Below are 23,084 nucleotides of genomic sequence, written 5' to 3'. Positions count from 1 at the left end.
ACGCCGCCGGCAGCGGGTGTCAGGCCGGCGTCAGCGACACCGGGACACCGTTGAAGACCGCGTTACCCGAGGGGATATCGAGCACCGAATCGTCGGTCAGGGCGTTGGCGTTCACGCCGGGGTGGTCCGCCGCCACCTGCTGCGCACTGCCGGAATGCCCCCACCCGTGCGGCAGGCTCACCACCCCGGGCATGATCGAATCCGTGGGTTCCAGCGGGACGGTGAGCGACCCGGCCGCGGATTTCACGATCGCCCGGTCGCCGAGGCCCAGGCGATCGATATCGTCGGGATGGATTTGCAGCGTGCATCGGTTCGTCCCGCCCACCAGGCGTTCCATATTGTGCATCCAGCTGTTGTTCGAACGCAGATGCCGCCGCCCGATGAGCACCATATCCGCCGGGGCGGCAGCCGCCGCGGTGCGCAGCCGGGCGATATCGGCCAGCAGGAGTTCGGGTGCCAATTCGACCTTCCCCGAGGCGGTCCGCAGCACCTCGGCCAGCCGCGGCCGCAGCGGGCCGAGGTCGATACCGTGCGGATTGTCCAGCAGGGTCTGCAGACTCAGCTCACCGCCGTTCCAGGCACCGTACGGGCCCAGCCGCAGCATCAGATCCAATCGCTGTTCGGTCGTGGTCTCCCCCAGAAGATCCGGCCGCCGCTGGGCGAGGCCGGCGCGGTGCAGCGTATCGGCGATCACGAATTCGTCGAACGCGGCGAGCGGATCGAAATCGGCGGTGGGGTTGTGCGGCTGCCCGCTCACCGCGGCTCCCAGCCGCACGTAGACCGCCGCCTCGGACGGCCGGTCGCCCAGCGGCACCAGCGGCGGGGAATACCGGGCATAGTTACGGACGGCGAACTGCAGCAGCGCGAAATCGTAGTGCGGGGATTGCACCGGACGCGGCGGCGGCAGGATCACATCGGCATGCCGGGTGGTTTCGTTGAGGTAGCGATCGACGCTGACCATGAATTCCAGCCCGGCGAACGCCGCGTCCAGCCGGGGACCGCTGGGCGCGGACAGGACGGGATTGCCCGCCACCGTGATCAGGGCACGCACCTGCCCGTCACCGGGTGTGGTGATCTCATCGATCAGCGTGGCGACCGGCAACTCCCCCATCGCCTCCGGCAGCTGCCGGACCCGGCTGCGCCATCGGCCCGGCCGGAACGGTTTGGTGCGCACGATCCCGCGGGCCGCGGCGGTGGCGAACATGACCCCGCCGGGCCGGTCGAGATTACCGGTCAGCGTATTGACGATATCGACGAGCCACTGCGTCAGCGTGCCGAATTCCGCGGTGCAGGTGCCGATCCTGGCATACACCGCCGCGGCGGGCGCCCCGGCGAGTTCGCGGGCCAGGCGGCGCACGGTATCGGCGGGTACACCGGTCCGGCCGGCAACCATCTCCGGAGTGAATTCCGCTGCGGCGGAGCGCACCTCGTCGAGGCCGCGGACCTCGGCCGTCACCCTGGTGAGCCCCTCGGCGAACAACGTGTGCACGATTCCGAACAGCAGATACGCGTCGGCACCGGGCCGGATGAAAAGGTGTTCGTCGGCGATCTCCGCGGTCCGGGTGCGGCGCGGATCCACCACCACCAGCCGGCCCCCGCGCGTGCGCAGCGCCCGCAACCGGCCGGGGAAATCCGGGGCGGTACAGACCGAACCGTTGGATTCGAGCGGATTGGCGCCCAGCATCAGCAGATACGATGTGCGATCCAGGTCGGGTACCGGTACCGCCAGCGGATCTCCGTAGAGCAGCCCACAGGCCAGCTGTTTGGGCATCTGGTCGGCGGTACTGGCGGAGAACAGGTTCTTGGTGCCGAGCGCGCGGATGAGGGCGGGGGCGTACAGGGTGCCTGCGACGGTATGCGCGTTCGGATTTCCGAGATAGAGGGCGACCGCCTGGTTGCCGTGCGCCGATTTGATCGCCGGGATGCGCTCGGCGATGAGATCGAACGCCTCGTTCCAGCTCGCGCTCCGCCACGTGCCGGTGGCGCGGTCCCGGATCATGGGTTCGGTGAGGCGGTCGGGGTCGCCGTCGAGCCGGCCGAAACTCGCGCCCTTCGGGCAGAGGAATCCGGCGCTGAACGGATCCTGTTTGTCTCCGCGGACCGCGGTCACCTGATCGGCACCGTCGAGGGTCAGTTCGAGACCGCAGACCGCCTCGCACAGCGGACAGGTGCGCAGCAGGTTCCGGGAGCCGGTACCGGCATGAATAGGAGACGTAGATCGCGTCATGACTCCATGATGGCCCGCCGCACCGGCGCCCGGGAAGGGTTCTGCGGTATTGCCGGAAATAACTGCAGCAACCCGCCCTCAGTTACCGGTGCCGAGCCACCGGCACGGCCCCGGTCGCCGGCACCGCGCGGCGGTAAGCCCAGCAGACCCGCGACGGAGCGGCTGACCGACGCGGGACACCATGACCGCCGGGGCGCTGGGTGGTCGCGCCCGCCGCCATGAGCCCGGGTCCGGCGCCGGAGCCAGGACGCCCCCGCGGCCCGGTGGCGGCACGCCGCCCCCACGCGTCCGAAGCCGCAACACTCTCGCGCTCGGTGACCACCGCCCGCCTCCACGAGACCGGCCACGGCGCCGGAGCCGCGGCATTCCGAGCGCCGATGCGCGCCGGGATCGGGCGTCACCCGCCGCACGGTTGCCCGTAGGCTTGCCCGGCAGCGGCCGCTACGGCCACCCCATTTCCCGAGAGAGCAGCAGCACGTCATGTACCGCACCGCCACCGTCCTCGACGATCCGGTCAGCGAATCGCTCCGCGGCCACCACGCACATCTCGCGCGCCGCCACGGCGAGGCCTGTACCTACGTCGCGGAGGTCGCGTCCTTCTCCGCTGTCCCCGCCGACCCGGACCCCGGCGACTGGGCGGACCTCGCCCGGCTGCTGGGCCCCGGCGAATTCGCCGATATGTTCAGTTCCGCCGCGGTGCCGCCCCCGGACTGGGAACCCGTCTTCACCCTCGACGGCCGCCAGATGATCTACACCGGCGACGCCGGGTCCGGCGAACCGGCCGACCTGGTCGAACTGAATGTGGCGGACGTCCCCGACATGCTCGATCTCGTCGCGCGCACCCAGCCGGGCCCGTTCCGCCCGCGGACCCACGAACTCGGCACCTATCTCGGTATCCGCGACGGCGGCGTCCTGGTCGCGATGGCGGGTGAACGGCTCCGGCCGCCGGGATGGACCGAGATCAGCGCCGTCTGCACCGCTCCCGAGGCGCGCGGCCGCGGCCATGCCGCCCGCCTGGTCGGCGCGGTCGCCGCCCGGATCATCGCCCGCGGCGAACGCCCGTTCCTGCACGCCGCCGAATCGAATACCGGCGCCATCGCCCTCTACGAACGGCTCGGTTTCGAGACGCGCAGGAAAGTCACGTTCCGGGGATACCGCATCCCGTAGCGGCGCGGTCAGAGCCGCACCACGGCCCCGGACTCCGCCGATTCCCGGGCTGCCTCCAGGATCCGCAGGCCTGCCAGGGCATCGCCCGGGTCCACCGGCACGGGGGAACCGTCGAGGATCGCGTCGGCGAGTGCGCGGTAGAAGGCGAGATAGTCGCCGGGCAGTGTCGGGAACGCCGTCCGGTCCGGCTCCGCGCCCAAGGTCCCGTATCGTTCGGGATCGACCGTTCCCCAGGGGGTTCCGTCGCCGGGACGCCGCCCGGCGCGTAGCGCGTCCTCCTGCGGGTCCATACCGCGGACCTCGTAGCCGGCTTTCTCCCCGAGCACCCGGAAACGCGGCCCGAGCAGCGGCGCCACCGCACTGGCCCACAGATGGGAGCGGACGCCGGTGGTGTGGGTCAGGGCGAGGAACATATCGTCGTCGGTACTCACCCCGGGACGGCGGGAATCGAGCTCGCAGTAGACGGTTCCGGCCGGACCGAACAGCGTCAGCGCTTGATCGACGAGATGGCTGCCGAGATCGTAGAGGATACCGGCGGCATCGGCGGCGGTACCGGTTTCCCGCCAGCCGCTCTTCGGTACCGGACGCCACCGTTCGAACCGGGATTCGAAGCGGCGCACCTGCCCCAGCCGGCCGTCTTCGACGAGTTGCCGGACCGTCCGGAAATCACCGTCCCAGCGGCGGTTCTGGAACACCGTGAGGATCCGGCCGGCCTCCCCGGCACTCCGGATGACCTCGGCGGCCTCCGCGGACGTGACCGCGAACGGCTTGTCCACCACCACGGCGGTACCCGCCGACAGCGCCCGCCCGGCGAGTGCGGCATGGGTGCGGTTCGGCGCGGCGACGACCACCACGTCTATCCCGGACGGATCGGCGAACAACGCGTCGGCGTCCGGTAGCACCCGGACCCCGGCGTGGTCGCGCCGGGCCTGTTCGGCCCGTTCCGCCGACCCGGTCACCACCGCGGCCACCCGCATTCGCGGTTCGGCAGAGATCAACGGTGCATGGAACACCGCACCCGCCAGGCCGTACCCGATGATCGCCACGCCGAGACTGCTCATGGGCCCGACGTTACCGGGGCACCCGGCTCATCCGGCGGAAGTCAGCAGCGACAGCCGCACCTGCCGGTCGGGGTTGTCGACGTTCACATCCACCAGAGCAATCGACTGCCAGGTGCCCAGGGCGAGTTCGCCGGCGATCACCGGGACGGTCGCGTACGGCGCGATGAGGGCGGGCAGCACATGCGAGCGCCCGTGGCCCCGCGAACCGTGCGCGTGCCGCCAGCGGTCATCGGCCGGCAGCAGATCACGCAGCGCGGCCAGCAGGTCCTCGTCACTGTGCGCGCCCAATTCCAGCACCGCCACACCGGCGGTGGCATGCGGGACGAAGACGTGGAGCAGCCCGTCGGCACCGGCCTCCCGCACGAAGTCCGCGCATTCACCGGTGATATCCCGGACCGTCTCGGAGTTCCCGGTCCGCACCGCGATCAGTGTGCTCCGCATAGTGCGCAGAATACGCGGGACTCGTTCGCGGACGTGGCCGCAGGTAGCCGTACCACCACCGGACATCGGCACGCTCCGGACTCCTGCGCGGGCCGGGCGGACCGGCTCCGAATCGGCCGGACGATCGGGGCGCCCCTGCAACGCCCCGCTCAGTACGCTCGATGCCGATCCCGGAAGTACTCGGCGAGACCGGCGAGAACGGGCGAGCAGCCCGCGTCGACGGTGCGGGCGGCAAGGCCGTCGCTGCGGGTGGGTCCGCGATTGACGATCAGTACGGTGCCACCCCGGCGGGCCACTCGGTGCACGAACCGGCGACCCGACCACACCGTGAGGCTCGAACCCGCCACCAGGATCACCTCGGCCGAATCCACCAGTTCGGTGGCCGCCGCCACGCGGTCCCGCGGGACGTTTTCACCGAAGTAGACGATATCCGGCTTCAGCAGTCCGCCACAGCGTTCGCAGTCCACCATCCGGAAGCCATCGATATCCTCGACCACAGCGTCCGCGTCCGGCGCGACCTCGAGGCCGGTCACCGAACCCGCGGCGAAACCGGGGTTGACCGATTCCAGCCGATCGGCCAGCGCCATCCGGGAGATCCGGGTGCCGCACGCGAGGCACACCACCTGCGCATAAGTCCCGTGCAGATCGATCACCCGGCGGCTGCCCGCCTTGGTGTGCAGCAGATCGACGTTCTGGGTGATGACCCCGGCCACCACACCACGGCGTTCGAGGTCGGCCAGCGCGCGGTGACCGGCGTTCGGCCGAGCGGCGTCCATATACCGCCAGCCCACGTGGTTACGCGCCCAGTACCGGTGGCGGAACTGCGGGTCGCCGGTGAACTGCTGATAGGTCATCGGGGTGCGCGGCGGCGAGTCCGGGCCCCGGTAGTCCGGGATTCCGCTGTCGGTGGAGATCCCGGCGCCGGTGAGCACGACGAGACGGCGGTCGCCGATCAGCCCGGCCAGGTCGTCCACGGGATCGGCGACCTGCGTGGGCTGATCGGTCCCGAGCAATGCCGTATCGGACATACACCGAGCGTACGGAGGACCGGGCGGACGCTGCGCCCGGCCTCCGGCGAGTACGCCGCCCCGCCTAGCTGCCCGGCCTCCGCGCGCCCGTCGCGGCGGTGATCAGGTCTGGAGTCCGGCGAGTTTGCCCGCTTCCGCGTCGAGGCCGAGCATCGCCAGCAGATTGCGGCAGTCGGCGGCATCGGTGGAATGACCGGCGACGATACGGGCCGCGACGGCGCTGCGGCGGGCGACCTCGGCCCGCTCGGCACTCCTGATCTCGGCGAATTCGGCCAGTTCGACCTCGGGTAGCTCGTGGTCGATGGGGGTGCTACGGCTGGATGTGCCAGGCATGGGTCTCCTTCGAGTTCCTCGAAGCCTACGCCGCGGGACCCGAGGCGCACAGCGCAACCGGAAATCCTTCCGCGGCACCGTGCGAGCGATAGGCTCGTCGTGGCGAGGTTCAGCACCCCTGGGCCACCTGCCGGCCCACCGGTCCGGCGCGGCCGTATTCGACCGGCGCCATACGGAATCGCCGGCGCGGCGGGAGTGCCCATCGATAGCGGGAACCCCGCCCCGGCAGATTCCGGTCCGTGTCCGCTGTTCCGGTCGCTTTTCTTCCGGCCCGGCTTGTCACATGTACGCCTATGTCTTTTCTGCGGCCCTTGTTTTTTACAACATATCTCCTTTAAATTCACTCCCTGCACGTTCACCGTTCTGGAATGCCCGCGTTCCGCAGTCGTGCGGTACGGTATTCCGCCCAGCGAGGAGGTCCCCGGTGGAAATCGACCACTTCAGCCACGGCTGGCTCACCCCCGTGGTCGCGTACGTCATGTCGTTCACCGGCTCGTTGCTAGGACTACGGTGTATGAGCCGGGTGCGCGGGGAGTCGATCTTCGACGGCTGGCTGATCGCCGCCTCCGTCGCCCTCGGCGGTACCGGTATCTGGGTCATGCATTTCATCGCCATGCTGGGGTTCCGGATCGACGGCGCAGCAATCAAATATGACGTACCGATCACCCTGATCAGCGCCCTGATCGCCATGGTCGTGGTCTGGATCGGGCTGTGCCTGGCCCAGCTGCGCAGGCTCGGTACCCAGGGCCTGCTCGTCGGGGGCGTGGTCACCGGGCTCGGTGTCGGCGCCATGCACTACGCGGGGATGTACGCCATGAAAACCGATGTGGAAATCGGCTACGACTGGCCGACCGTTGCCTTGTCCATGATCATCGCGGTGGTCGCCCCCACCCCGGCGCACTGGTTAACCCACAAAGTTAGCGGCACACAACCCACCCACCGTGCCGCGCTGGTGATGGGGATGGCCGTCGCCGGGATGCACTACACCGGGATGTTCGCCATGCATATCGGCGACAACCAGCACCATATGCCGCCGTCGGGGGCCGGCGCGGCCCAACTGCTCACCCCACTGATCGTGAGCGTCAGCCTGGTGACCGTCGGCATGCTGTTCCACCTGGGCCTCACCGAGGTCGGCGGTCCGGCACCACTGACCCGCCGGCCCGCCGCAGACAATTACTGGCCGACCCGGGACTGAATCTCCCTACTCCTGACCGAAATGCGTCACGTGACGTGAATGGGCCGCGCCCCTCGGGACAGCCACTGCGGCTCCCGGGAACCGCCTCGCTACGCTCGGGGGGTGCGGCAGCGGATCATCATGGACGTGGATACCGGAGTGGACGACTCCCTGGCCCTGCTGTATCTCCTGGCCTGCCCCGACGCCGAGATCGCCGGAATCGCCGCCACCGCCGGGAATGTCCCGGCCGGGCAGGTGGCGATCAACAATCTCGCCTGGCTGGAATTGGCCGGCGCGCCGGAGATCGAGGTGGCGCTGGGCGCGGCCGATCCTCTTGCGATACCGCTGCGCACTACCGAGGACACCCACGGCCCGCAAGGTGTCGGCTATGCCGAACTCCCCGCGCCTACCCGGCAGATCTCCGCGCGCACCGCGGCGCAGATGTGGGTGGACCTCGCGCGGGCGAATCCCGGCGAACTCCTCGGCCTGTGCACCGGCCCGCTCACCAATCTGGCACTGGCACTGCGGATCGAACCCGAGCTACCCCGGCTGCTGCGCAGGCTGGTGATCATGGGCGGTGCGTTCAACCACCCCGGTAACACCACCCCCACCAACGAGTGGAACATCCACGTCGACCCCGAGGCCGCGAAGATCGTTTTCGACGCCTTCTCCGCCGCACCCGCGGAACGCCGGCCGGTGGTGTGCGGGCTCGATATCACCGAGACGATCGAAATGCGGCCCGCGCATCTGGTCCGGTTGGCGCAGCGGGCCGGCAGTACACCTGTCGAAACGGTTTCCCCGCAGGATCCGCCCACCGCCCGGTCGGCGGCGAGTAATCCGATCGTCCGCCATCTCACCGACGCCGTCCGTTTCTACTTCGATTTCCACCACGCCTACGACCTCGGCTATCTGGCGCATATGCACGACCCGTTCGCCGCGGCGGTGGCCCTGGACCCCGCACTGGCCCGCACCCGGCCGGCGACGGTCGATGTGGAACTCACCGGCACCCTCACCCGTGGCGCCACCGTCGCGGACTGGGCGGGCATGTGGGGCCGCCCGCCCAACGCCGATGTCGTCGTCGCCACCGATCCCGGCCTGTTCTTCGACCGGCTGATCGCGCGCCTCGGCGACTATGCCCGCGCCTGCTTACCCGGCGCGTCGCCCGCGCAACGGGTCGCCGCCGGACCGAACCGACCGTAGCGCCCCGAGCCAGGAGAACCAGCCCGTGACCGAATCCACCGCCGCCGAGATCCCCGCCGACGAAGCCTATCTGGCACAGTTCCGGCAGCGGCTCGGGCTGCCCGGATTGGTCGATGTACACACTCATTTCATGCCGCATCGGGTACTGCGCAAGGTGTGGGCCTATTTCGATTCCGCCGGTCCGCTCACCGGACGTCCGTGGCCGATCACCTACCGCGCGGAGGAACCGATCCGGCTCGCGGCATTACGCCGATTCGGCGTCCGCGCGTTCACCGCCCTGGTCTATCCGCACCGCCCGGATATGGCGGCCTGGCTCAACGACTGGACCGCGAAGTTCGCCGCCGAGGTCCCCGACTGCCTGCACACCGCGACATTCTTTCCCGAACCTGCCGCCGCGGACTATGTCCCGGCCGCTCTCGACCAGGGCGCGCGGGTGTTCAAAGCGCACGTCCAGGTCGGCGCCTACGACCCGCGCGACCCGCTGCTGACATCGGTCTGGGGCACACTCAGCGACGCGGCCGTGCCGACCGTCATCCATTGCGGCTCCGGCCCGGCACCCGGCGCGTTCACCGGTCCGGGCCCGATCGCCGAGATACTCCGGCAGTTCCCGCGGCTACGCCTCATCGTGGCGCATATGGGCATGCCGGAGTACCGGGAATTCCTCGATCTCGCCGACCGCTACCCCGGCGTCCACCTCGACACCACGATGGCCTTCACCGATTTCGCGGAGGACACGGCCCCGTTCCCGCCCGCCGACCGGCAGCGCCTGGCCGCCCTCGGCGACCGCATCATGTTCGGCAGCGATTTTCCGAACATCCCCTACCCGTACCGGCACGCCGTTCAGGCACTGGAACGCCTGGATCTCGGCGACGAGTGGCTGCGCGCGGTCTGCTACGGCGCCGCCGCCCGGCTCTTCGCTCTCGACTGACACACGAACTCTCTCCGCCCATTCCGCGGGAAATATCACTGAATGCGCATATCCCCAAATTTCCATCTGTTGCGTGTCGAGACCCGGCAGGGCGTCGGGGTCTCAGCGCGGCCGGACAGCCCACCACCCGCAGCCGAGGTCCGAATCTCAGCTGTCGAAGGCGTCGAGCAATCGTTCAGCGGCAAGCGCGGCGGTGAGGGCCCCGGCCCGCACCTGGGCCTCCATGTCCCCGCGAATGGCCTTCACCTTCGGATTGTCGGCCAGCCGGCGCAGCAGTTGATCGTGCACCATGGTCCAGGTCCAATCGACCTGCTGGCGGCGGCGCTTCTCGGCGAACTCTCCCGCCTCGGTGAGCACCCGGCGGTGCTCCAGCACCGTCTGCCAGAACGTGTCGAGCCCCGTCCCCTCCAGGCCGCTCATGGTGAGCACCGGCGGTTTCCACAGCGCATCGTGTGGATGGATGAGCCGTAGCGCACCGGACAGTTCGCGGGCCGCGCTCTTGGCCTCGATCTCGTGCTTACCGTCGGCCTTGTTCACGGCGACCAGATCGGCCAGTTCCAGCACGCCCTTTTTGATGCCCTGCAACTGGTCACCGGTGCGGGCCAGGGTGAGGAAACAGAACACGTCGACCATATTCGCCACGGTCACCTCGGACTGGCCGACGCCGACGGTTTCCACCAGGATCACGTCGTAGCCGGCGGCCTCGAGCAGCGCGATGGTCTCGCGGGTCGCCTTGGCGACTCCGCCGAGCGTGCCGGCGGTCGGCGAGGGCCGGATGAAGGCGTTCGCCTCCACCGACAGCCGCGCCATCCGGGTCTTGTCGCCGAGTATCGAACCGCCGGTGCGAGTGGACGAGGGGTCCACCGCCAGCACCGCCACCCGATGCCCCTGCCCGATCAGGTTCATTCCCAGGGCGTCGATGAAGGTGGATTTCCCCACCCCGGGCACCCCGGTGATACCGACCCGGTTCGACAGGGCCGCACCGGGTTCCGGGGTCAGTTTCAGCAGCAGTTGCTGGGCCTGTTCCCGATGGTCGGCGCGGGTGGATTCGACCAGGGTGATCGCCCGGGCGAGGGCGGCCCGCTCACCGGAGCGGACCGCCTGCGCGAGCGCGTCGACATCGATGGCGCGCGCGTTCATCCCTGCGTATTCGCCTCGGAACCGGTCGCGCCGGAACCGAGCTCGTGTCCGAGCGCGGCGCCGAGCTTACGCAGCAGGTCGATCGCGGCGTCCGCGATCACCGTGCCCGGCGGGAAGATCGCCGCGGCACCCGCCTCGTAGAGCTCGTCGAAGTCACCGGGCGGGATGACCCCGCCGACGATGACCATGATGTCGGGCCGGCCGACATCGGCCAGCGCCTGCCGCAGGGCCGGCACCAGCGTGAGGTGGCCGGCCGCCAGCGAGGAGACACCGACGACGTGTACGTCGTTGTCCGCGGCCTGGCGGGCCACCTCTTCCGGGGTCTGGAACAGCGGGCCCACATCGACATCGAAGCCGAGGTCGGCGAAGGCGGTGGCGATCACCTTCTGGCCGCGGTCGTGCCCGTCCTGGCCCATTTTCGCGACAAGGATCCGGGGCCTCCGGCCTTCGGCCTCGGCGAACTCCTCCACCAGATCCCCGGCGGTGGTGATGTTGGTGACCTTGCCGGCCTCGTCGCGATACACACCGGACAGCGTACGGATCTCGGCCTGATGCCGGCCGTAGACCTTCTCCAGGGCGTCGGAGATCTCGCCCACGGTCGCCTTCGCCCGCGCGGCGTCGATGGCCAGCGCCAGCAGGTTGTTCTCCATCCCGCCGTCGGACGACGCGGCGGCCCTGGTCAATTCGGCCAGGGCGCGGTCCACCGCGTCCTGGTCCCGATCGGCGCGCAGCTGCCGCAGTTTCTCGAGCTGTTCGGCACGCACCCGCGAGTTCTCGACCTTGAGAACCTCGACCTCGTGATCCTCGGCGACCTGGTATTTGTTGACCCCGATCACCGGCTGCTGGCCGGTATCGATACGGGCCTGGGTGCGGGCGGCGGCTTCCTCGATCCGCAGCTTCGGGATGCCCTCACCGATGGCCTGCGCCATCCCGCCGTGCGCCTCCACCTCGGCGATATGCGCGCGAGCGCGTTCGGCGAGCTGATGAGTCAGCCATTCGACGTAGTAGGAACCGCCCCACGGGTCGATCGGGCGGGTGGTGTTGGACTCCTGCTGGATGAGCAGCTGGGTGTTACGCGCGATCCGGGCCGAGAAATCGGTCGGCAGCGCGAGTGCCTCGTCGAGGGCGTTGGTGTGCAGCGACTGGGTGTGCCCCTGGGTCGCCGCCATCGCTTCGATACAGGTGCGGGCCACATTGTTGTAGGCGTCCTGCGCGGTCAGCGACCAGCCCGAGGTCTGCGAATGGGTCCGCAGCGACAGTGATTTCGGATTCTTCGGATCGAACTTCGCGACCAGTTCGCTCCACAACAGCCGGCCCGCACGGAGTTTGGCGACCTCCATGAAGAAATTCATGCCGATGGCCCAGAAGAAGGACAGCCGGGGCGCGAACTTGTCGATTTCCATTCCGGCGTCGATGCCGGCCCGCAGGTATTCCACGCCGTCGGCGAGGGTGTAGGCGAGTTCGAGATCGGCGGTCGCACCGGCTTCCTGGATGTGATAGCCGGAAATGGAGATGGAATTGAATTTCGGCATCTTCGCGCTGGTGTAGGCGAAGATATCGGAGATGATCCGCATCGAGGGTTTCGGCGGATAGATATAGGTGTTGCGGACCATGAACTCTTTCAGAATATCGTTCTGAATCGTTCCGGCCAGCTGCTCCGGCGCCACACCCTGTTCCTCGGCCGCCACCACGTACAGCGCCAGGATCGGCAGGACCGCACCGTTCATGGTCATCGAGACGCTGACCTGGTCGAGCGGGATCTGGTCGAAGAGCTGGCGCATATCGAGGATGGAATCGATGGCCACGCCCGCCATCCCGACATCGCCCTGGACGCGCGGATGATCGGAGTCGTACCCGCGGTGGGTGGCCAGGTCGAACGCCACCGACAGACCCTTCTGACCGGCCTGCAGATTACGGCGGTAGAAGGCGTTGGAATCGGCGGCGGTGGAGAAACCCGCGTACTGGCGGATGGTCCACGGCTGGTTCACATACATCGTCGGATACGGTCCGCGCACGAACGGCGCGACACCGGGGACGCTGTCGAGCGGGAAACCCGCCGCGGCGATCGCGTCCCGATCGGCCTTGGTGAACACCGGCGGCACATCGATCCCCTCGGGGGTCGACCACACCAGTTGCTCAGGAGCGTAGTTGTTCGCTGTCGCCGACTGTTCGACGAAGGCCGTCCGCGCGCTCTCGTCGGCCGCGGCGGGGGTGAAACCCGGCTCGGTGAGCGGCACGTCGGCGAAACTGCCGACCACCTGCTCGATTCGCTGTGTCGTCATCAGGCTCCCACCTTCTCCAGCAGGGCGGTCAGGGCCGCGACCGCGTCGATCCGGGCTGCCAGGAACCCGTCCGGCCGCCGAGCCTCCTCGATACCGCTCAGTACCTTCTCGGGCCCGGCCAGCAGCACCGTCTCGACGCCGGCGCCGCGAAGTTGTTCCACCGCTTCCGCGGCATCGGTGCCGTAGCGCGCGTCGGTACCGCAGAGCACCGCGATCTTCGCGCCGGATTCCCGTGCCGCCGCGGCGATCTCGTCGCCGGCGAGGGGCCCCGGATTGACTGATTCGATCCCGCCGGATGCCAGCAGGTTGGCGATGAAGGTGACCCGCACATTGTGCTCGGCCACCGTGCCCAGCGGCACCAGCAGCGCCTGCGGGCGGGTGCCGTGCGCCGCCAGATAGGTATCCGAACGGTCGCGCAGCGCTTCGAACGCGGCGCCGTAGCGCTGTCCCGGCCCCGCCGTACGGGCGGCCTCCGACAGCGGTGCCTCGGCCAGGTTCGGGAATTCGTTGACGCCGGTGACGGCGGTGCGGCGGTGCGCGATATCGCTGTCCCGCCGCGCTTTCGTCGCACCGATCCGCGTACCGAGCAGTCCGGAGTCCAGCGCCGCCCGATAGCCGGCGGCGGCTTCGAGTTCCTGCATGAATTCCCAGGCGGCGGTGGCCAGGTCGGCGGTGTACTGCTCGACGTACCAGGAACCGGCGCCGGGGTCCTGCACATGCCCGAGATGGGATTCCTCGAGCAGCAGCAGCTGGGTGTTGCGGGCCATCCGCTCCGAGAACGCGGCCGAGACGCCGAGCTCACCGGCGGGCAGCGCGGAATCGAACGGCAGCACGGTGACGGTATCGGCCCCGCCCACCCCGGCGCCGAAGGCGGCCAGCGTGGTACGCAGCAGATTCACCCAGGGGTCGCGCCGGCTCATCATCGCCGCGGAGGTCACCGCATGCTGCGGGGCCGCGCCGTCGGCCGGCGCGCCGAGGGCGTGCGCGACCCGCGCCCAGAGGCGGCGGGCGGCCCGGAATTTGGCGATGGTGGCGAACTGATCGTCGGTGGCGGCGAACCGGAACTCCACCTGGCGCAGCGCCTCGGCGACCGGCATCTCACCGGACAGCACGCGCAGGTATTCGAGCCCGGCCGCGACGGCGGCACCCAGCTCCTGGGCGTCGGAGGCGCCGGCATCGTGGAAGACGGTGCCGTCCACGGTGATCGCCCGGACGGTTTCCGCTCGCGCGCCGGCAGCGGCGGCCAGGGCCGTGGTCTCGGTGAGGCCGAGGTCGGCGGTTCCGGCGAAGGCCGCGGTGAGCGGGGCCGCCCCGAGGGAGATCCGGATCGCGGAGCGGTCGGGTGCCGAATACCGATCGACCACGTCGTAGACGGCCGCGGCGGCGTCGGCGGTCGCGGTACCGGCGCGCAGGGCCAGCGGCGCGAGTTCGAACAGCAGACCGTCGAGCGCGGCGGCGAGATCGCTCACCGGTACACCGTGCGCACCGACACCGAGTTCGACGGCGCTCGCGCCGTTCTCCAGGCCCGCGGTGAGTTCCCGGTTGGCGGTCGCGGCATCGGCGGCGGCGATCCGGACGTTGACGAACCACCCGCGATGGATATCGCGGGTTGCGTCGCCGCCGCGGACGAACGGATAGGCACCGGGGAGCGGCTGTTCGGGCAGTTCGTCGCGGCGCGTGTACAGCGGCGCGATCGCCAGCCCGTCGTAGGTGGACTGGTTCAGCAGCTTTTCGGGTTCCGCACCGAGTTCGGCCGCATCGACCTTGCGGGCTTTGGCCAGCACACCCGCCACACCCTTGCGCCAGGCGGGATAATCGGGCACCGCGGACGAGGACGGATCAGCCCCGGCCGCGGGCTCTGCAGCAATCGGCATACCCTGTTCCCTCTTGTCGTTCCAGTACAAGCGCACCACCTGCGTGCGCGGGTACCTTGGCATCCGCCCAGCTCAGCGAATACTTTGGTTAACGGGCATTCAGCCCGCCCCTCCGATGCTAGCCGGGGCTCACACAGCGAGCGCCCGGGGCCACCACTACCAACGAGTAACGTCCTCCGGGCGATGCGGGCGAGCGCCCGGTTCGCTACCGTTCTCTGCCGCGCCGGCCGATTCCACCGCCGCCGCGCGGTCACCGTGGCCGGGCTCCGCGCCGGCACCGCGTGCCCCGCCGCGGAGGGCACTCGGTAATCTCGCCCGGTGCCCCGCATCCTCCGCGACCGCCGGCTGGTCTTCGTACTGTGCCTGGTCGCGGTCGTCTGCGCGGCGGCGCTGCTCACCCCGCTGCCGGACCCGCGCCACATCCAGGAGTGGGCCGAAGACGCCGGGCCGTGGTTCCCGCTGCTGTTCTTCGCGGCGCACACCCTGATCATCATCGCGCCGGTCCCCCGCACGGTGTTCACCGTCGCGTCGGGGTTGCTCTTCGGGCCGGTCGTCGGGCTCGGTGTGGCCGTCGCCGCCTCGCTGCTCAGCGCCGCGGCGGCCTTCCTGCTGGTCCGCGCATTCGGCCGCGAGCGGGTGGCGCCCTATCTGACCCATCCCACGGTGCAGATCATCGACGACCGCCTGCACCGCCGGGGCTGGCTCGCGGTCGGCGCGTTGCGGTTGATCGCCTTCGCGCCGTTCTCGGTGGTGAACTATTCGTGCGCGCTGTCCGCGATCCGTTTCTGGCCCTATCTGGGTGCGACGTTCGGCGGCATCCTGCCCGGGACGGCCGCCACCGTGGTGCTCGCCGATGCCTTGACCGGTGGTACGCATCCGGTCATGGTCGGGGTGTCGATCGCCTGTATCGCCGCCGGCTGCCTCGGCCTGGTGATCGATCAGCGCTGGAAACCGGTGACGGGCAATCCGGCCGTTCGCCCGGAAGCCGCCACCACGTCGCCGGCCGCAACGCCGAACGATATGGTTGCCGACCGGTAGCCGCGCCCCGCCCGGTTACCATTCACCCGAACCGGGTTACCGCGCAGACCACCACACTCGGCGACCCGCCGCACACGGGGTCCGCTACATCCTGGCCGTGCACCACAGCGGCCACGGCGCCTCCGGCGCGGAGAACATCCGCGATCGCCACGCTCTCCGAAACCGATGCGGCGATCGCTCGCTCGAACTGGAGATCCGACGACGGCGACAACCAGCCGGTCCGGCGGCTGTCGGGTGCGTCCCTGCACCTGAGCCGCTTCCTCTCTCCGGGGCCGCGCCAATGCCTCGCTGCCACCGTATCCCCGCCGCAGTGCCCATCGGCGCGAGCCGTCCGACCGCCGGTACGGGCCGCAGGTCGCATACCCGGCACGACAGGGTTTCACGGCCGTCGCCGTCATTGTCCGGAAGCGCCGGCCTCCTCCGGGAACCGCAGCGGCCGGCGGCCGGTCCGTGGCGGCGTTTCGCCCCGCCGCCACACCGCGGCCTCGTCGCACCACTCCCGGGCGTACCGCCGCGCCTCATCGACGGCCGGGGGCGGATCATCGCCCAGTACCAGGTCGGCGTGCTCGGGGACGAGTAGCAGCACCGAACCGATATGGTGCAGGCAGCCGGCGATCCCGCGGGGATGGCCCAGATCCTCGTAGAGACCCAGCGCCCGCTGCCATTTCCGCAGCGCGCCCCGTGGTTCGCCGCGGGCCCAGCACACCGCCGCCTCCAGTTCACACACCAAGGCCCGGCCTTCGTCGTCCTCCTCGGCGGCCGCCCGGACCGCGGCCAGCTCGAGCCGGTCCGCCGCCGCGTCCAGCCGGCCCTGCGCGATATGCGCGACGGCCAGATTCGTGAGCACCCGGACCTGATTCGTCACATCCTCCCGCGGAAGCCGCCACCACACCTCCCGCAGTTGCTTGACCGCCTCACCCAGTTCGCGGGGTTCGGCGGCCGTGCACAACGCGCTCAGGGCTGCCCGGTGCCACCGCCGCGCGGCGAGTCCGGTCGCCCGCCACCGTATTCCGCCGAACCAGCGCGCCGACAGCTCCCCCTCCTGGCCTACGGCGGCCGAAGTCCCCGGGCCGCGGCCGGTGGCCGGGGCAGGCTGTTCTCCGGGCCGAGCAGCTTCCGGGCCGTGCCCGTCACCCTCGTCGCCGGGCGGCTCCGGCCGCCGCACCGACATCAGCCGGCCGAACCAACTCGATTCCGCGCCACCCACCAGCGTTTCCAGGTGGTGTGCCACCACCGCACTCTCGTCGTCCTGCACGCAGATCTGGTGCGCGTACCAGATATCCAGCGCGTCGGCGATCCGCACGAGCTGGGCGACCGTGGCCGAGGGAATCTGCTCGGGGGGCCGTTTACCGCACTCTTCGACGAGCTTCCGGAGATACGGTGCCTCCACCGTGAACCAGCGCCGGGCACCCGGTGCGAACGGGACGGTCGTCAAGGCGACCGCCCAGCTCGAGGCCTGGTCGGCGCAGTGGGCCAGGAGCCCGAACAACGCCGCCTGTTCCAGTTCATCGACCAGATCCCTGTTCCCCGCTGACGACGCCGGTACCCGTTTCAGTGTGTAACGACCGTCCCGGCAGGACATGATGTCCTCGTCCACCAGCCACGCCTGCAAACCGGGCGCAGTCCACATTTCACCGTCCGGCGGCGTCGGCTCGCCGACGTACACCGTCACCACCGCGGTCAGGACCGCGGACAAGGTGGCGGAGTCGTATCGGTGCACGGGTAGTTTTTCCAGGGCCTCGACGAATTCGCTGTGGCGGCCCGGATCGGACATCCGATCGTCTTCCGACATATCCCGGGGGACGGCTGGTCCCACGGGTCGCGCACCGTCGAGTACCGCCAGTGCCTGCCGGCGCCACACCAGCCGCTGCCGGGCCCGCCGCTCCACCACGAACCGGTGCGCGGTGTACAGCAGCGCCAGCACCACGACCAGCACGGCCAGCCAGCGCAACCCCGAGGACACCAGCCGGACGGCGTCGCTCTCCCCGAACGAATTCGTCACCAGGTTGCGGCCCAGTTCCAGCAGCAGGGTGGTCGCGAGAACCGACAGCCCGCCCAGCACACCCGGGACCACCGAAGAACGCGGCAGCGGTTCATTCATCGCAGCACCCCACCGGTCAGTCCGGGGACGATCCAGCGCCGCCAGGTCGCCAGCACCAGCGCGACCGGCAGCACCGCCGAGATCAGCGCCCCGGCCGCGAGCGGTGCGGCGTTCTCGCCGAATTGGCGCGCCTCACCCCACAGGAGCAGCGACCACGGGGACGCCCCGGCACCGCTGATCAGCAGGCCGACCACGAAATCATTCCAGACCTGGACGAATTCGAGAACCGCGACCGCTACCAGCGCCGGCCCGGCCGCCGCGAGCAGCCGCCGGCCGATGGTTCCCGGGGCGGCCATCCCACGCAACGCGTCCGCGGCCGGGCTGCCCGGTGGCGCGGCGACCGCGCCCCGCAGGATCAGTACCGCGATCGGCAACCCGGCGGCCACGTGGACGAGTACCAGCGGGATCCGGGTGCCCGACAGTCCGTGCTCGTCGATGAACGCGTCCAGCGGCCCGAGATACGCCTGTACCGGCAGCACGGCGAGAACCACCAGCGCGCTGACCGTACCGCGCGCCACCCAGCCGTCCGGCGCGACCGCGAGCCGGTAGGCCAGTGGCGCGGCGGCGGCGACCACGACCACGGTCGCGAGGAGAGCCACCCACAGGGTCGTCTGGATGGATCTCCGCAGTGCCGGGTCGGCCCACATCTCGGTGAACGCGTGTAGCGACCAGCCGCCGGGCCCCTGCAGCGCAGCCACCACCAGTGCCCCGATCGGGAGCATCGCCGCGACCGCGACCAGGCCGAAACCCAGCGTGCGCAGGTAGCCGGCGAGCCCCCCGCCGGTGCCGGAATCGAGGGGCGCCGGATAGGGCGGCGCCGGCATCGGCGACAAACCGGAGCGGCGCTCGCGCAGGTCGCTCTGCAACGCCCACGCGGCCACGGCGAGCAGTATCGCCAGCGGCAGGGCATGGGCGGCCGCTTCGCCCGCACCGGCCGGGTCACCGGCCAGCCGCCACCACGACACGGTCGCGCTGTCGAGCCGGTACTGCACCGAACCGGGGACACCGATCAGCACCACGTCGAATACCCGGGCGGCGGCCACCCCGACCACCAGACCGGCCACCAGCACCACCGGTCGCTGCAGATCGAACAGTCGTTTGTACAGTGTGGGCCCCGTGCAGTCCGTGAGCCGGCGGGCCCGCACCGGATCGGCGGTCACGGCTCGGATACTCGCGCGGAACAGCGCGATCAGAAATCCCAGCCAGGTCCAGAGGAACGCCGACCCGAGCATGACGGCGAACCAGGTCCGGTAGCCGGGAAACCCGTCGAAACCGACCCGCGCGCCGGAGTACTGGAAGATCAGCCGGAACGCCACACCGGCGACGAACGCCGAGATCCCGAACGGCACGATCAGCGGAAGCAACCACAAACCCCGGGTCTCGCGGCTCCACCAGGCCAGCACCATGGCCACGACGAGCAGCACCGCCGCGAATCCCATCCAGTACAGGCTGCGGGCATACGACGGGCCGATCGAGTGGAGCACCAGCACCGCGGCGGCCCCCAGCCCGGCCGGCCACACCCACCGGTACGACCGGTTCCCGGTTTCCTCATTCGCCTCGGCCGGTCCGGGCCGCGGGCCGGCATCCCGGCGGGCGTATCGCAGCGCGGGCACGAACAACCCTGCCAGGACCGCGCAACCCACCACGAGCCACAATTCGGTCCGCACCGCCAGCACGGCGGTGACGGCCGTCGGGATCAGCAGTAGGACCAGCAACAGCACCGCCGGCCCGCAGGCGATCCGGGTGATCCCACGAGAGGGCGGCGCCCCCGGGACGAGCGGACCGCGTAACCGCGACAGCGGCAACTCCAGTGTCACACCGTGCGCCCGGTATATCCGGGACAGCCGCTCCGAATGGTCCGCCGAGGTCATCGCCACCCCCGTTCGAATCGTGTCAGCGTCGCTACTGCGGTATCGGTCGCGGCGCGCACGTCGCCACCTCGATCCCCGACGGTGATCAGGAATTCGGTCAGCACGCGCCAGAGCCCGTCCCGGCCGCCGACAACGCCGATGCGATCGGACAGGTCGAATTCCGGCCAGGTGGGCAGCGCGGCGGCCGAATCGGCGACCCAGGGCGAATAACGCGCCCGGGTCCGGGTGTTCGGGCCGAGGAACCCGCCGATCCCGTGGATCCACGGCAGTGGCGCCTGCGGATCGGCCAGGGCACGCACCACCTCGCCGGCACGCGCCGCCGCGGCAGCGGTGAGCACCATGACATCACCGCCGATGATGCGCGGTCCCGGCCGGTCTGCGGCCACCGCCGGAAACGGCACGACACCCGCCGCGGATTCGGGGCGTCCCGCCCTGCGCAGCGCGTCCCGTACCACGGGTTCGGCGAAATCGGGGGCCGCCACGGCCAGGGCGCGGCGATATTCGAAAACATCGCGGACCGCGTCGGCGAACTGCCGGACCAGCGCCGTGGCCACCCCGCCGGGAAGCCCTTCCCGGACACCCCACAGCTCACCGAGCCGGGTGAACGTGGTGCGCACCGCCGGGTTGTCCCAGTCCCGCCGGCCGGACCCCAGCATGTCGTACACCGCTGGTGATTCGGCCAGCAGCAGATTCTCGAACAGGTCCGTGAGTACCCAGCCGTCCGCCGCGCCGACCGCCAGGAACCGGCGCCCGGTGCCCGCGAAGCGGCGCACCTGCGTAGCCCAATCGAGCAGCGTCCAGGACGCCGGATCACCCGCCCGGAGATCGGCGAGGGCCTCCCGGTCGTACCAGACCAGGGATTTACCACTCGCCTTGAACGGAACCCCGTACGGACGGCTGTTGTGGAAACACAGCCGGCGCCACTGTTCGCCGTAGCGCGGTCCCTGGGCGTCGAACCACAGCTCTTCCGGGACCGCGCGCAACCGGCCTTCCATCACGAGATGCCGCACCAGCCCGGCCTGCGGGAGCATGACGATATCCGGCGCCGAGCGGCCGCGGGCGGTGAGCGCGGTGTAGATCTCGTCGCCGAGCGGTACGACCTCCACGGGTTCCGGTAGCCGCGCGGCCGCCAGCACCGACCGGAACGCCGCCAGTTCCGGCCCGCTCCAGGACACCGCGATCCGCACCGATCCCGGCGCGCCGAGCAGCACGTCCGGTGAGCACGCCGCCAGCAACGGCAGGGCCGCGGCCGTCCGGAGAACGGTGCGACGTGTCGTCACGGTCCCCCCCGAGTTCCTTTGTCCAGCAGAGGTTCCGATTATTGCCGATCGGCGCGCCGGGGGCAGGGGATTCGGCGCGTAATCGGGCCCGCCCGAGAACGACGCGTACTACGGGACGAGGGCAGCGCGGGTCGTTACCGGGGCGGAGCCTGGGGGTCGGGTTTCGTGGTGTTCACCGGCGCCGCGGTGTCCACCGGTGTCCGGGCGACCGATTCCGCGGCCCGGACGGCCCGCTCGACAGCTGGGTCGGTACTGGTGTCGAACCAGTCCGCCACCTCATCGGAATCGTCCTCCGGTTTACCGGGCACATCCTCGTCGGCGGGCGGCTCGTAGCGGAAGACACCGTCCTCGCCGCGGGTGGCGAAATTCTTGGCGAAGCCTTCGAGCGCCTTACCGAAATCGCTCGGCACCAGCCACACCTTGTTCGCGTCACCGCGCGCGACCATGGGCAGGGTCTGCATGTACTGATAGGCCAGCAGTTCCGGTGTCGGTTTGCCCGATTTTATTGCCGCGAAAACCTTTTCGATCGCTTTGGCCTGCCCCTGTGCCTGCAGGTAGGCGGCGGCACGCTCACCCTGGGCGCGCAGGATCCGGCTCTGCCGCTCGCCTTCGGCGGACAGGATCGCCGATTGTTTGGCGCCCTCGGCCGCGAGGATCTGCGCCTGTTTGGCGCCCTCGGCGGTTTTGATCTGCGATTCCCGGGTGCCCTCGGCGGTAAGGATCATGGCACGCTTCTCCCGGTCCGCCTTCATCTGCTTTTCCATCGACTCCTGGATCGACGGGGGCGGATCGATCGCCTTCAACTCCACCCGGGCCACCCGCAGGCCCCACCGGCCGGTGGCCTCGTCGAGCACTCCGCGCAGCTGGTTGTTGATCTGGTCGCGGGAGGTCAGGGTTTCCTCCAGGGTCATCCCGCCGACCACGTTGCGCAGTGTGGTGACGGTGAGCTGTTCCACCGCGGCGATATAGTTCGAGATCTCGTAGACCGCGGCTTTCGGCTCCATGACCTGGAAATACACCACCGAATCGATCTGCAGGGTGAGATTGTCCTGGGTGATCACCGGCTGCGGCGGGAAGGACACCACCCGTTCCCGCAGGTCGACCTTGGCGCGGATACGGTCCACGAACGGGACGAGGAACGTCAGCTGCCCCGATACCGTCCGGGTGTACCGGCCCAGGCGTTCGATCACCGCCGCCTCGGCCTGGGGTATCAGCGCGATCGATTTGACCACCACCAGCGCCACCAGCACCACCAGCGCGGCGACGATTATCACTGCAGTCATTACGGGCCCTTCCAGACGACAGCGGTCGCCCCGTCGATCTTCATCACGTACACGGTCGTGCCCTGCGGATACTCCTCCCCCGGGTCCAAGGACCGGGCACTCCACACCTCACCGCCGAGTTTCACCCGGCCGCCGTGTTCCCCGACCGGTTCGAGGACCAGCGCGGTCTTCCCGGGAAGCGCCTCCGCATTGGTCGGCGTCGGGGGCGGAGTCCCGAAGCGCCGCATCAGGGCCGGCCGGACGCCGAGCAGCAGTACCACCGCGGACACGGCGAAAACCACGGCCTCCACCACGACCGGAGCGTCGGCCAGGAAACTCACCCCGGCGGTCAGCAGCGCGGCGGAACCGAGCATCAGCAGCGTCAGTTCACCGACGAACATCTCGGCGGCCGCCAGCAGTAACCCGGCGACCAGCCAGACAACAGCGGCCACGTCCCCAGCGTAATCGACGTGGGGGGGGGGCGGGGCGGCCCCCCCCCCCCCCCCCCCCCCCCCCCCCGGCGCGGGGGGGGAAGGCGGGGGTCGGGGAAGTCTTCCCGGTGCGGGCGGTGGTGTGGCGCGACGGGCACGGGGCCGTCGGCGCCACCCTGGCGATCCGGGCGCCCGGTTCGACGCGGTCGCGCCGGGTGCCGATGACACCCGATTACGAGCCCGATG

General features: G+C 70.0%; 18 protein-coding genes and 1 pseudogene. 6 read left to right on the top strand and 13 right to left on the bottom strand.

Annotated elements, in window-relative coordinates:
• Positions 1-19: 19 nt before the first annotated feature.
• Positions 20-2,227 (bottom strand): molybdopterin-dependent oxidoreductase, encoded by a 2,208-nt coding sequence (locus QH276_RS14030; RefSeq protein WP_280400291.1) that lies wholly within the window; start codon positions 2,225-2,227, stop codon positions 20-22.
• A 480-nt stretch (positions 2,228-2,707) separates the two neighbouring features.
• Here QH276_RS14030 and QH276_RS14025 point away from each other — a divergent pair, with 480 nt between their 5' ends.
• Entirely contained in the window at positions 2,708-3,394 is a 687-nt protein-coding gene (locus QH276_RS14025) for a GNAT family N-acetyltransferase (RefSeq protein ID WP_280400292.1), read from the top strand.
• A gap of 8 nt (positions 3,395-3,402) precedes the next feature.
• On the opposite strand, the gene QH276_RS14020 is transcribed toward QH276_RS14025, so the two are convergent.
• From QH276_RS14020 to QH276_RS14005, 4 genes are all read right to left on the bottom strand, one after another.
• Positions 3,403-4,455 carry a Gfo/Idh/MocA family oxidoreductase gene (locus QH276_RS14020; RefSeq protein ID WP_280400293.1) on the bottom strand — a complete coding sequence of 351 codons (1,053 nt, stop codon included), beginning with the start codon at positions 4,453-4,455 and terminating at the stop codon, positions 3,403-3,405.
• A gap of 27 nt (positions 4,456-4,482) precedes the next feature.
• Positions 4,483-4,896 carry a secondary thiamine-phosphate synthase enzyme YjbQ gene (locus QH276_RS14015; protein ID WP_280400294.1) on the bottom strand — a complete coding sequence of 138 codons (414 nt, stop codon included), beginning with the start codon at positions 4,894-4,896 and terminating at the stop codon, positions 4,483-4,485.
• A 149-nt stretch (positions 4,897-5,045) separates the two neighbouring features.
• A complete protein-coding gene (locus QH276_RS14010) occupies positions 5,046-5,924 on the bottom strand; it encodes a Sir2 family NAD-dependent protein deacetylase (RefSeq protein ID WP_280400295.1) in 879 nt (292 codons plus the stop codon).
• 102 nt (positions 5,925-6,026) lie between these two features.
• Positions 6,027-6,257: a hypothetical protein gene (locus QH276_RS14005; RefSeq protein WP_280400296.1), complete on the bottom strand. Its 231-nt coding sequence runs from the start codon at positions 6,255-6,257 to the stop codon at positions 6,027-6,029.
• A gap of 424 nt (positions 6,258-6,681) precedes the next feature.
• Here QH276_RS14005 and QH276_RS14000 point away from each other — a divergent pair, with 424 nt between their 5' ends.
• From QH276_RS14000 to QH276_RS13990, 3 genes are all read left to right on the top strand, one after another.
• Entirely contained in the window at positions 6,682-7,452 is a 771-nt protein-coding gene (locus QH276_RS14000) for an MHYT domain-containing protein (protein ID WP_280406757.1), read from the top strand.
• Between the two features lie 120 nt (positions 7,453-7,572).
• Complete coding sequence (locus QH276_RS13995; protein WP_280400309.1) at positions 7,573-8,631, top strand: nucleoside hydrolase; 1,059 nt, start codon at positions 7,573-7,575, stop codon at positions 8,629-8,631.
• A gap of 25 nt (positions 8,632-8,656) precedes the next feature.
• Positions 8,657-9,559: an amidohydrolase family protein gene (locus QH276_RS13990; protein ID WP_280400298.1), complete on the top strand. Its 903-nt coding sequence runs from the start codon at positions 8,657-8,659 to the stop codon at positions 9,557-9,559.
• A gap of 147 nt (positions 9,560-9,706) precedes the next feature.
• Here QH276_RS13990 and meaB read toward each other — a convergent pair whose 3' ends face one another.
• The 3 genes from meaB to QH276_RS13975 are packed head-to-tail and all read right to left on the bottom strand — an operon-like array spanning position 9,707 to position 14,855.
• Positions 9,707-10,699, bottom strand: a complete 993-nt coding sequence (meaB, locus tag QH276_RS13985; RefSeq protein WP_280400299.1) for a methylmalonyl Co-A mutase-associated GTPase MeaB — start codon at positions 10,697-10,699, stop codon at positions 9,707-9,709.
• Positions 10,696-12,981, bottom strand: coding sequence for a methylmalonyl-CoA mutase (gene scpA / locus QH276_RS13980; protein WP_280400300.1), 2,286 nt, complete (start codon positions 12,979-12,981; stop codon positions 10,696-10,698). The genes meaB and scpA overlap by 4 nt, the downstream gene beginning before the upstream one ends.
• Complete coding sequence (locus QH276_RS13975; protein WP_280400301.1) at positions 12,981-14,855, bottom strand: methylmalonyl-CoA mutase family protein; 1,875 nt, start codon at positions 14,853-14,855, stop codon at positions 12,981-12,983. The genes scpA and QH276_RS13975 overlap by 1 nt, the downstream gene beginning before the upstream one ends.
• A 318-nt stretch (positions 14,856-15,173) precedes the next feature.
• Here QH276_RS13975 and QH276_RS13970 point away from each other — a divergent pair, with 318 nt between their 5' ends.
• Positions 15,174-15,893 (top strand): TVP38/TMEM64 family protein, encoded by a 720-nt coding sequence (locus QH276_RS13970; protein ID WP_280400302.1) that lies wholly within the window; start codon positions 15,174-15,176, stop codon positions 15,891-15,893.
• Between the two features lie 394 nt (positions 15,894-16,287).
• On the opposite strand, the gene QH276_RS13965 is transcribed toward QH276_RS13970, so the two are convergent.
• The 5 genes from QH276_RS13965 to QH276_RS13945 form a co-directional block, all read right to left on the bottom strand.
• Positions 16,288-17,994 (bottom strand): tetratricopeptide repeat protein, encoded by a 1,707-nt coding sequence (locus QH276_RS13965; RefSeq protein ID WP_280400303.1) that lies wholly within the window; start codon positions 17,992-17,994, stop codon positions 16,288-16,290.
• Positions 17,991-19,865, bottom strand: a complete 1,875-nt coding sequence (locus QH276_RS13960) for a hypothetical protein (RefSeq protein WP_280400304.1) — start codon at positions 19,863-19,865, stop codon at positions 17,991-17,993. Before QH276_RS13960 ends, QH276_RS13965 begins: the two co-directional genes overlap by 4 nt.
• Positions 19,862-21,145, bottom strand: a complete 1,284-nt coding sequence (locus QH276_RS13955) for an ABC transporter substrate-binding protein (RefSeq protein WP_280400305.1) — start codon at positions 21,143-21,145, stop codon at positions 19,862-19,864. Before QH276_RS13955 ends, QH276_RS13960 begins: the two co-directional genes overlap by 4 nt.
• A 134-nt stretch (positions 21,146-21,279) precedes the next feature.
• Positions 21,280-22,428 (bottom strand): SPFH domain-containing protein, encoded by a 1,149-nt coding sequence (locus tag QH276_RS13950; RefSeq protein WP_280400306.1) that lies wholly within the window; start codon positions 22,426-22,428, stop codon positions 21,280-21,282.
• Complete coding sequence (locus QH276_RS13945) at positions 22,428-22,859, bottom strand: NfeD family protein (RefSeq protein WP_280400307.1); 432 nt, start codon at positions 22,857-22,859, stop codon at positions 22,428-22,430. Before QH276_RS13945 ends, QH276_RS13950 begins: the two co-directional genes overlap by 1 nt.
• A 92-nt stretch (positions 22,860-22,951) precedes the next feature.
• Between QH276_RS13945 and QH276_RS13940 the strand changes: the two are divergent.
• Positions 22,952-23,084: pseudogene (locus tag QH276_RS13940) on the top strand (maltotransferase domain-containing protein); the annotation flags it as partial.

It is taken from the genome of Nocardia carnea, from assembly GCF_029869215.1.
Taxonomy (GTDB): Bacteria; Actinomycetota; Actinomycetes; order Mycobacteriales; family Mycobacteriaceae; genus Nocardia; species Nocardia carnea_B.
The sequence above is the reverse complement of the archived record's forward strand: the minus strand, read 5'-3'. Positions and strand labels throughout refer to the sequence as shown.

Excerpts from the sequence above, each read along its gene's own strand:
- QH276_RS14030 (WP_280400291.1), bottom strand. The coding sequence starts at position 2,227 with ATGACGCGATCTACGTCTCCTATTCATGCCGGTACCGGCTCCCGGAAC.
- QH276_RS14025 (WP_280400292.1), top strand. The coding sequence starts at position 2,708 with ATGTACCGCACCGCCACCGTCCTCGACGATCCGGTCAGCGAATCGCTC.
- QH276_RS14020 (WP_280400293.1), bottom strand. The coding sequence starts at position 4,455 with ATGAGCAGTCTCGGCGTGGCGATCATCGGGTACGGCCTGGCGGGTGCG.
- QH276_RS14015 (WP_280400294.1), bottom strand. The coding sequence starts at position 4,896 with ATGCGGAGCACACTGATCGCGGTGCGGACCGGGAACTCCGAGACGGTC.
- QH276_RS14010 (WP_280400295.1), bottom strand. The coding sequence starts at position 5,924 with ATGTCCGATACGGCATTGCTCGGGACCGATCAGCCCACGCAGGTCGCC.
- QH276_RS14005 (WP_280400296.1), bottom strand. The coding sequence starts at position 6,257 with ATGCCTGGCACATCCAGCCGTAGCACCCCCATCGACCACGAGCTACCC.
- QH276_RS13995 (WP_280400309.1), top strand. The coding sequence starts at position 7,573 with ATGGACGTGGATACCGGAGTGGACGACTCCCTGGCCCTGCTGTATCTC.
- meaB (WP_280400299.1), bottom strand. The coding sequence starts at position 10,699 with ATGAACGCGCGCGCCATCGATGTCGACGCGCTCGCGCAGGCGGTCCGC.
- scpA (WP_280400300.1), bottom strand. The coding sequence starts at position 12,981 with ATGACGACACAGCGAATCGAGCAGGTGGTCGGCAGTTTCGCCGACGTG.
- QH276_RS13975 (WP_280400301.1), bottom strand. The coding sequence starts at position 14,855 with ATGCCGATTGCTGCAGAGCCCGCGGCCGGGGCTGATCCGTCCTCGTCC.
- QH276_RS13965 (WP_280400303.1), bottom strand. The coding sequence starts at position 17,994 with ATGAATGAACCGCTGCCGCGTTCTTCGGTGGTCCCGGGTGTGCTGGGC.
- QH276_RS13960 (WP_280400304.1), bottom strand. The coding sequence starts at position 19,865 with ATGACCTCGGCGGACCATTCGGAGCGGCTGTCCCGGATATACCGGGCG.
- QH276_RS13950 (WP_280400306.1), bottom strand. The coding sequence starts at position 22,428 with ATGACTGCAGTGATAATCGTCGCCGCGCTGGTGGTGCTGGTGGCGCTG.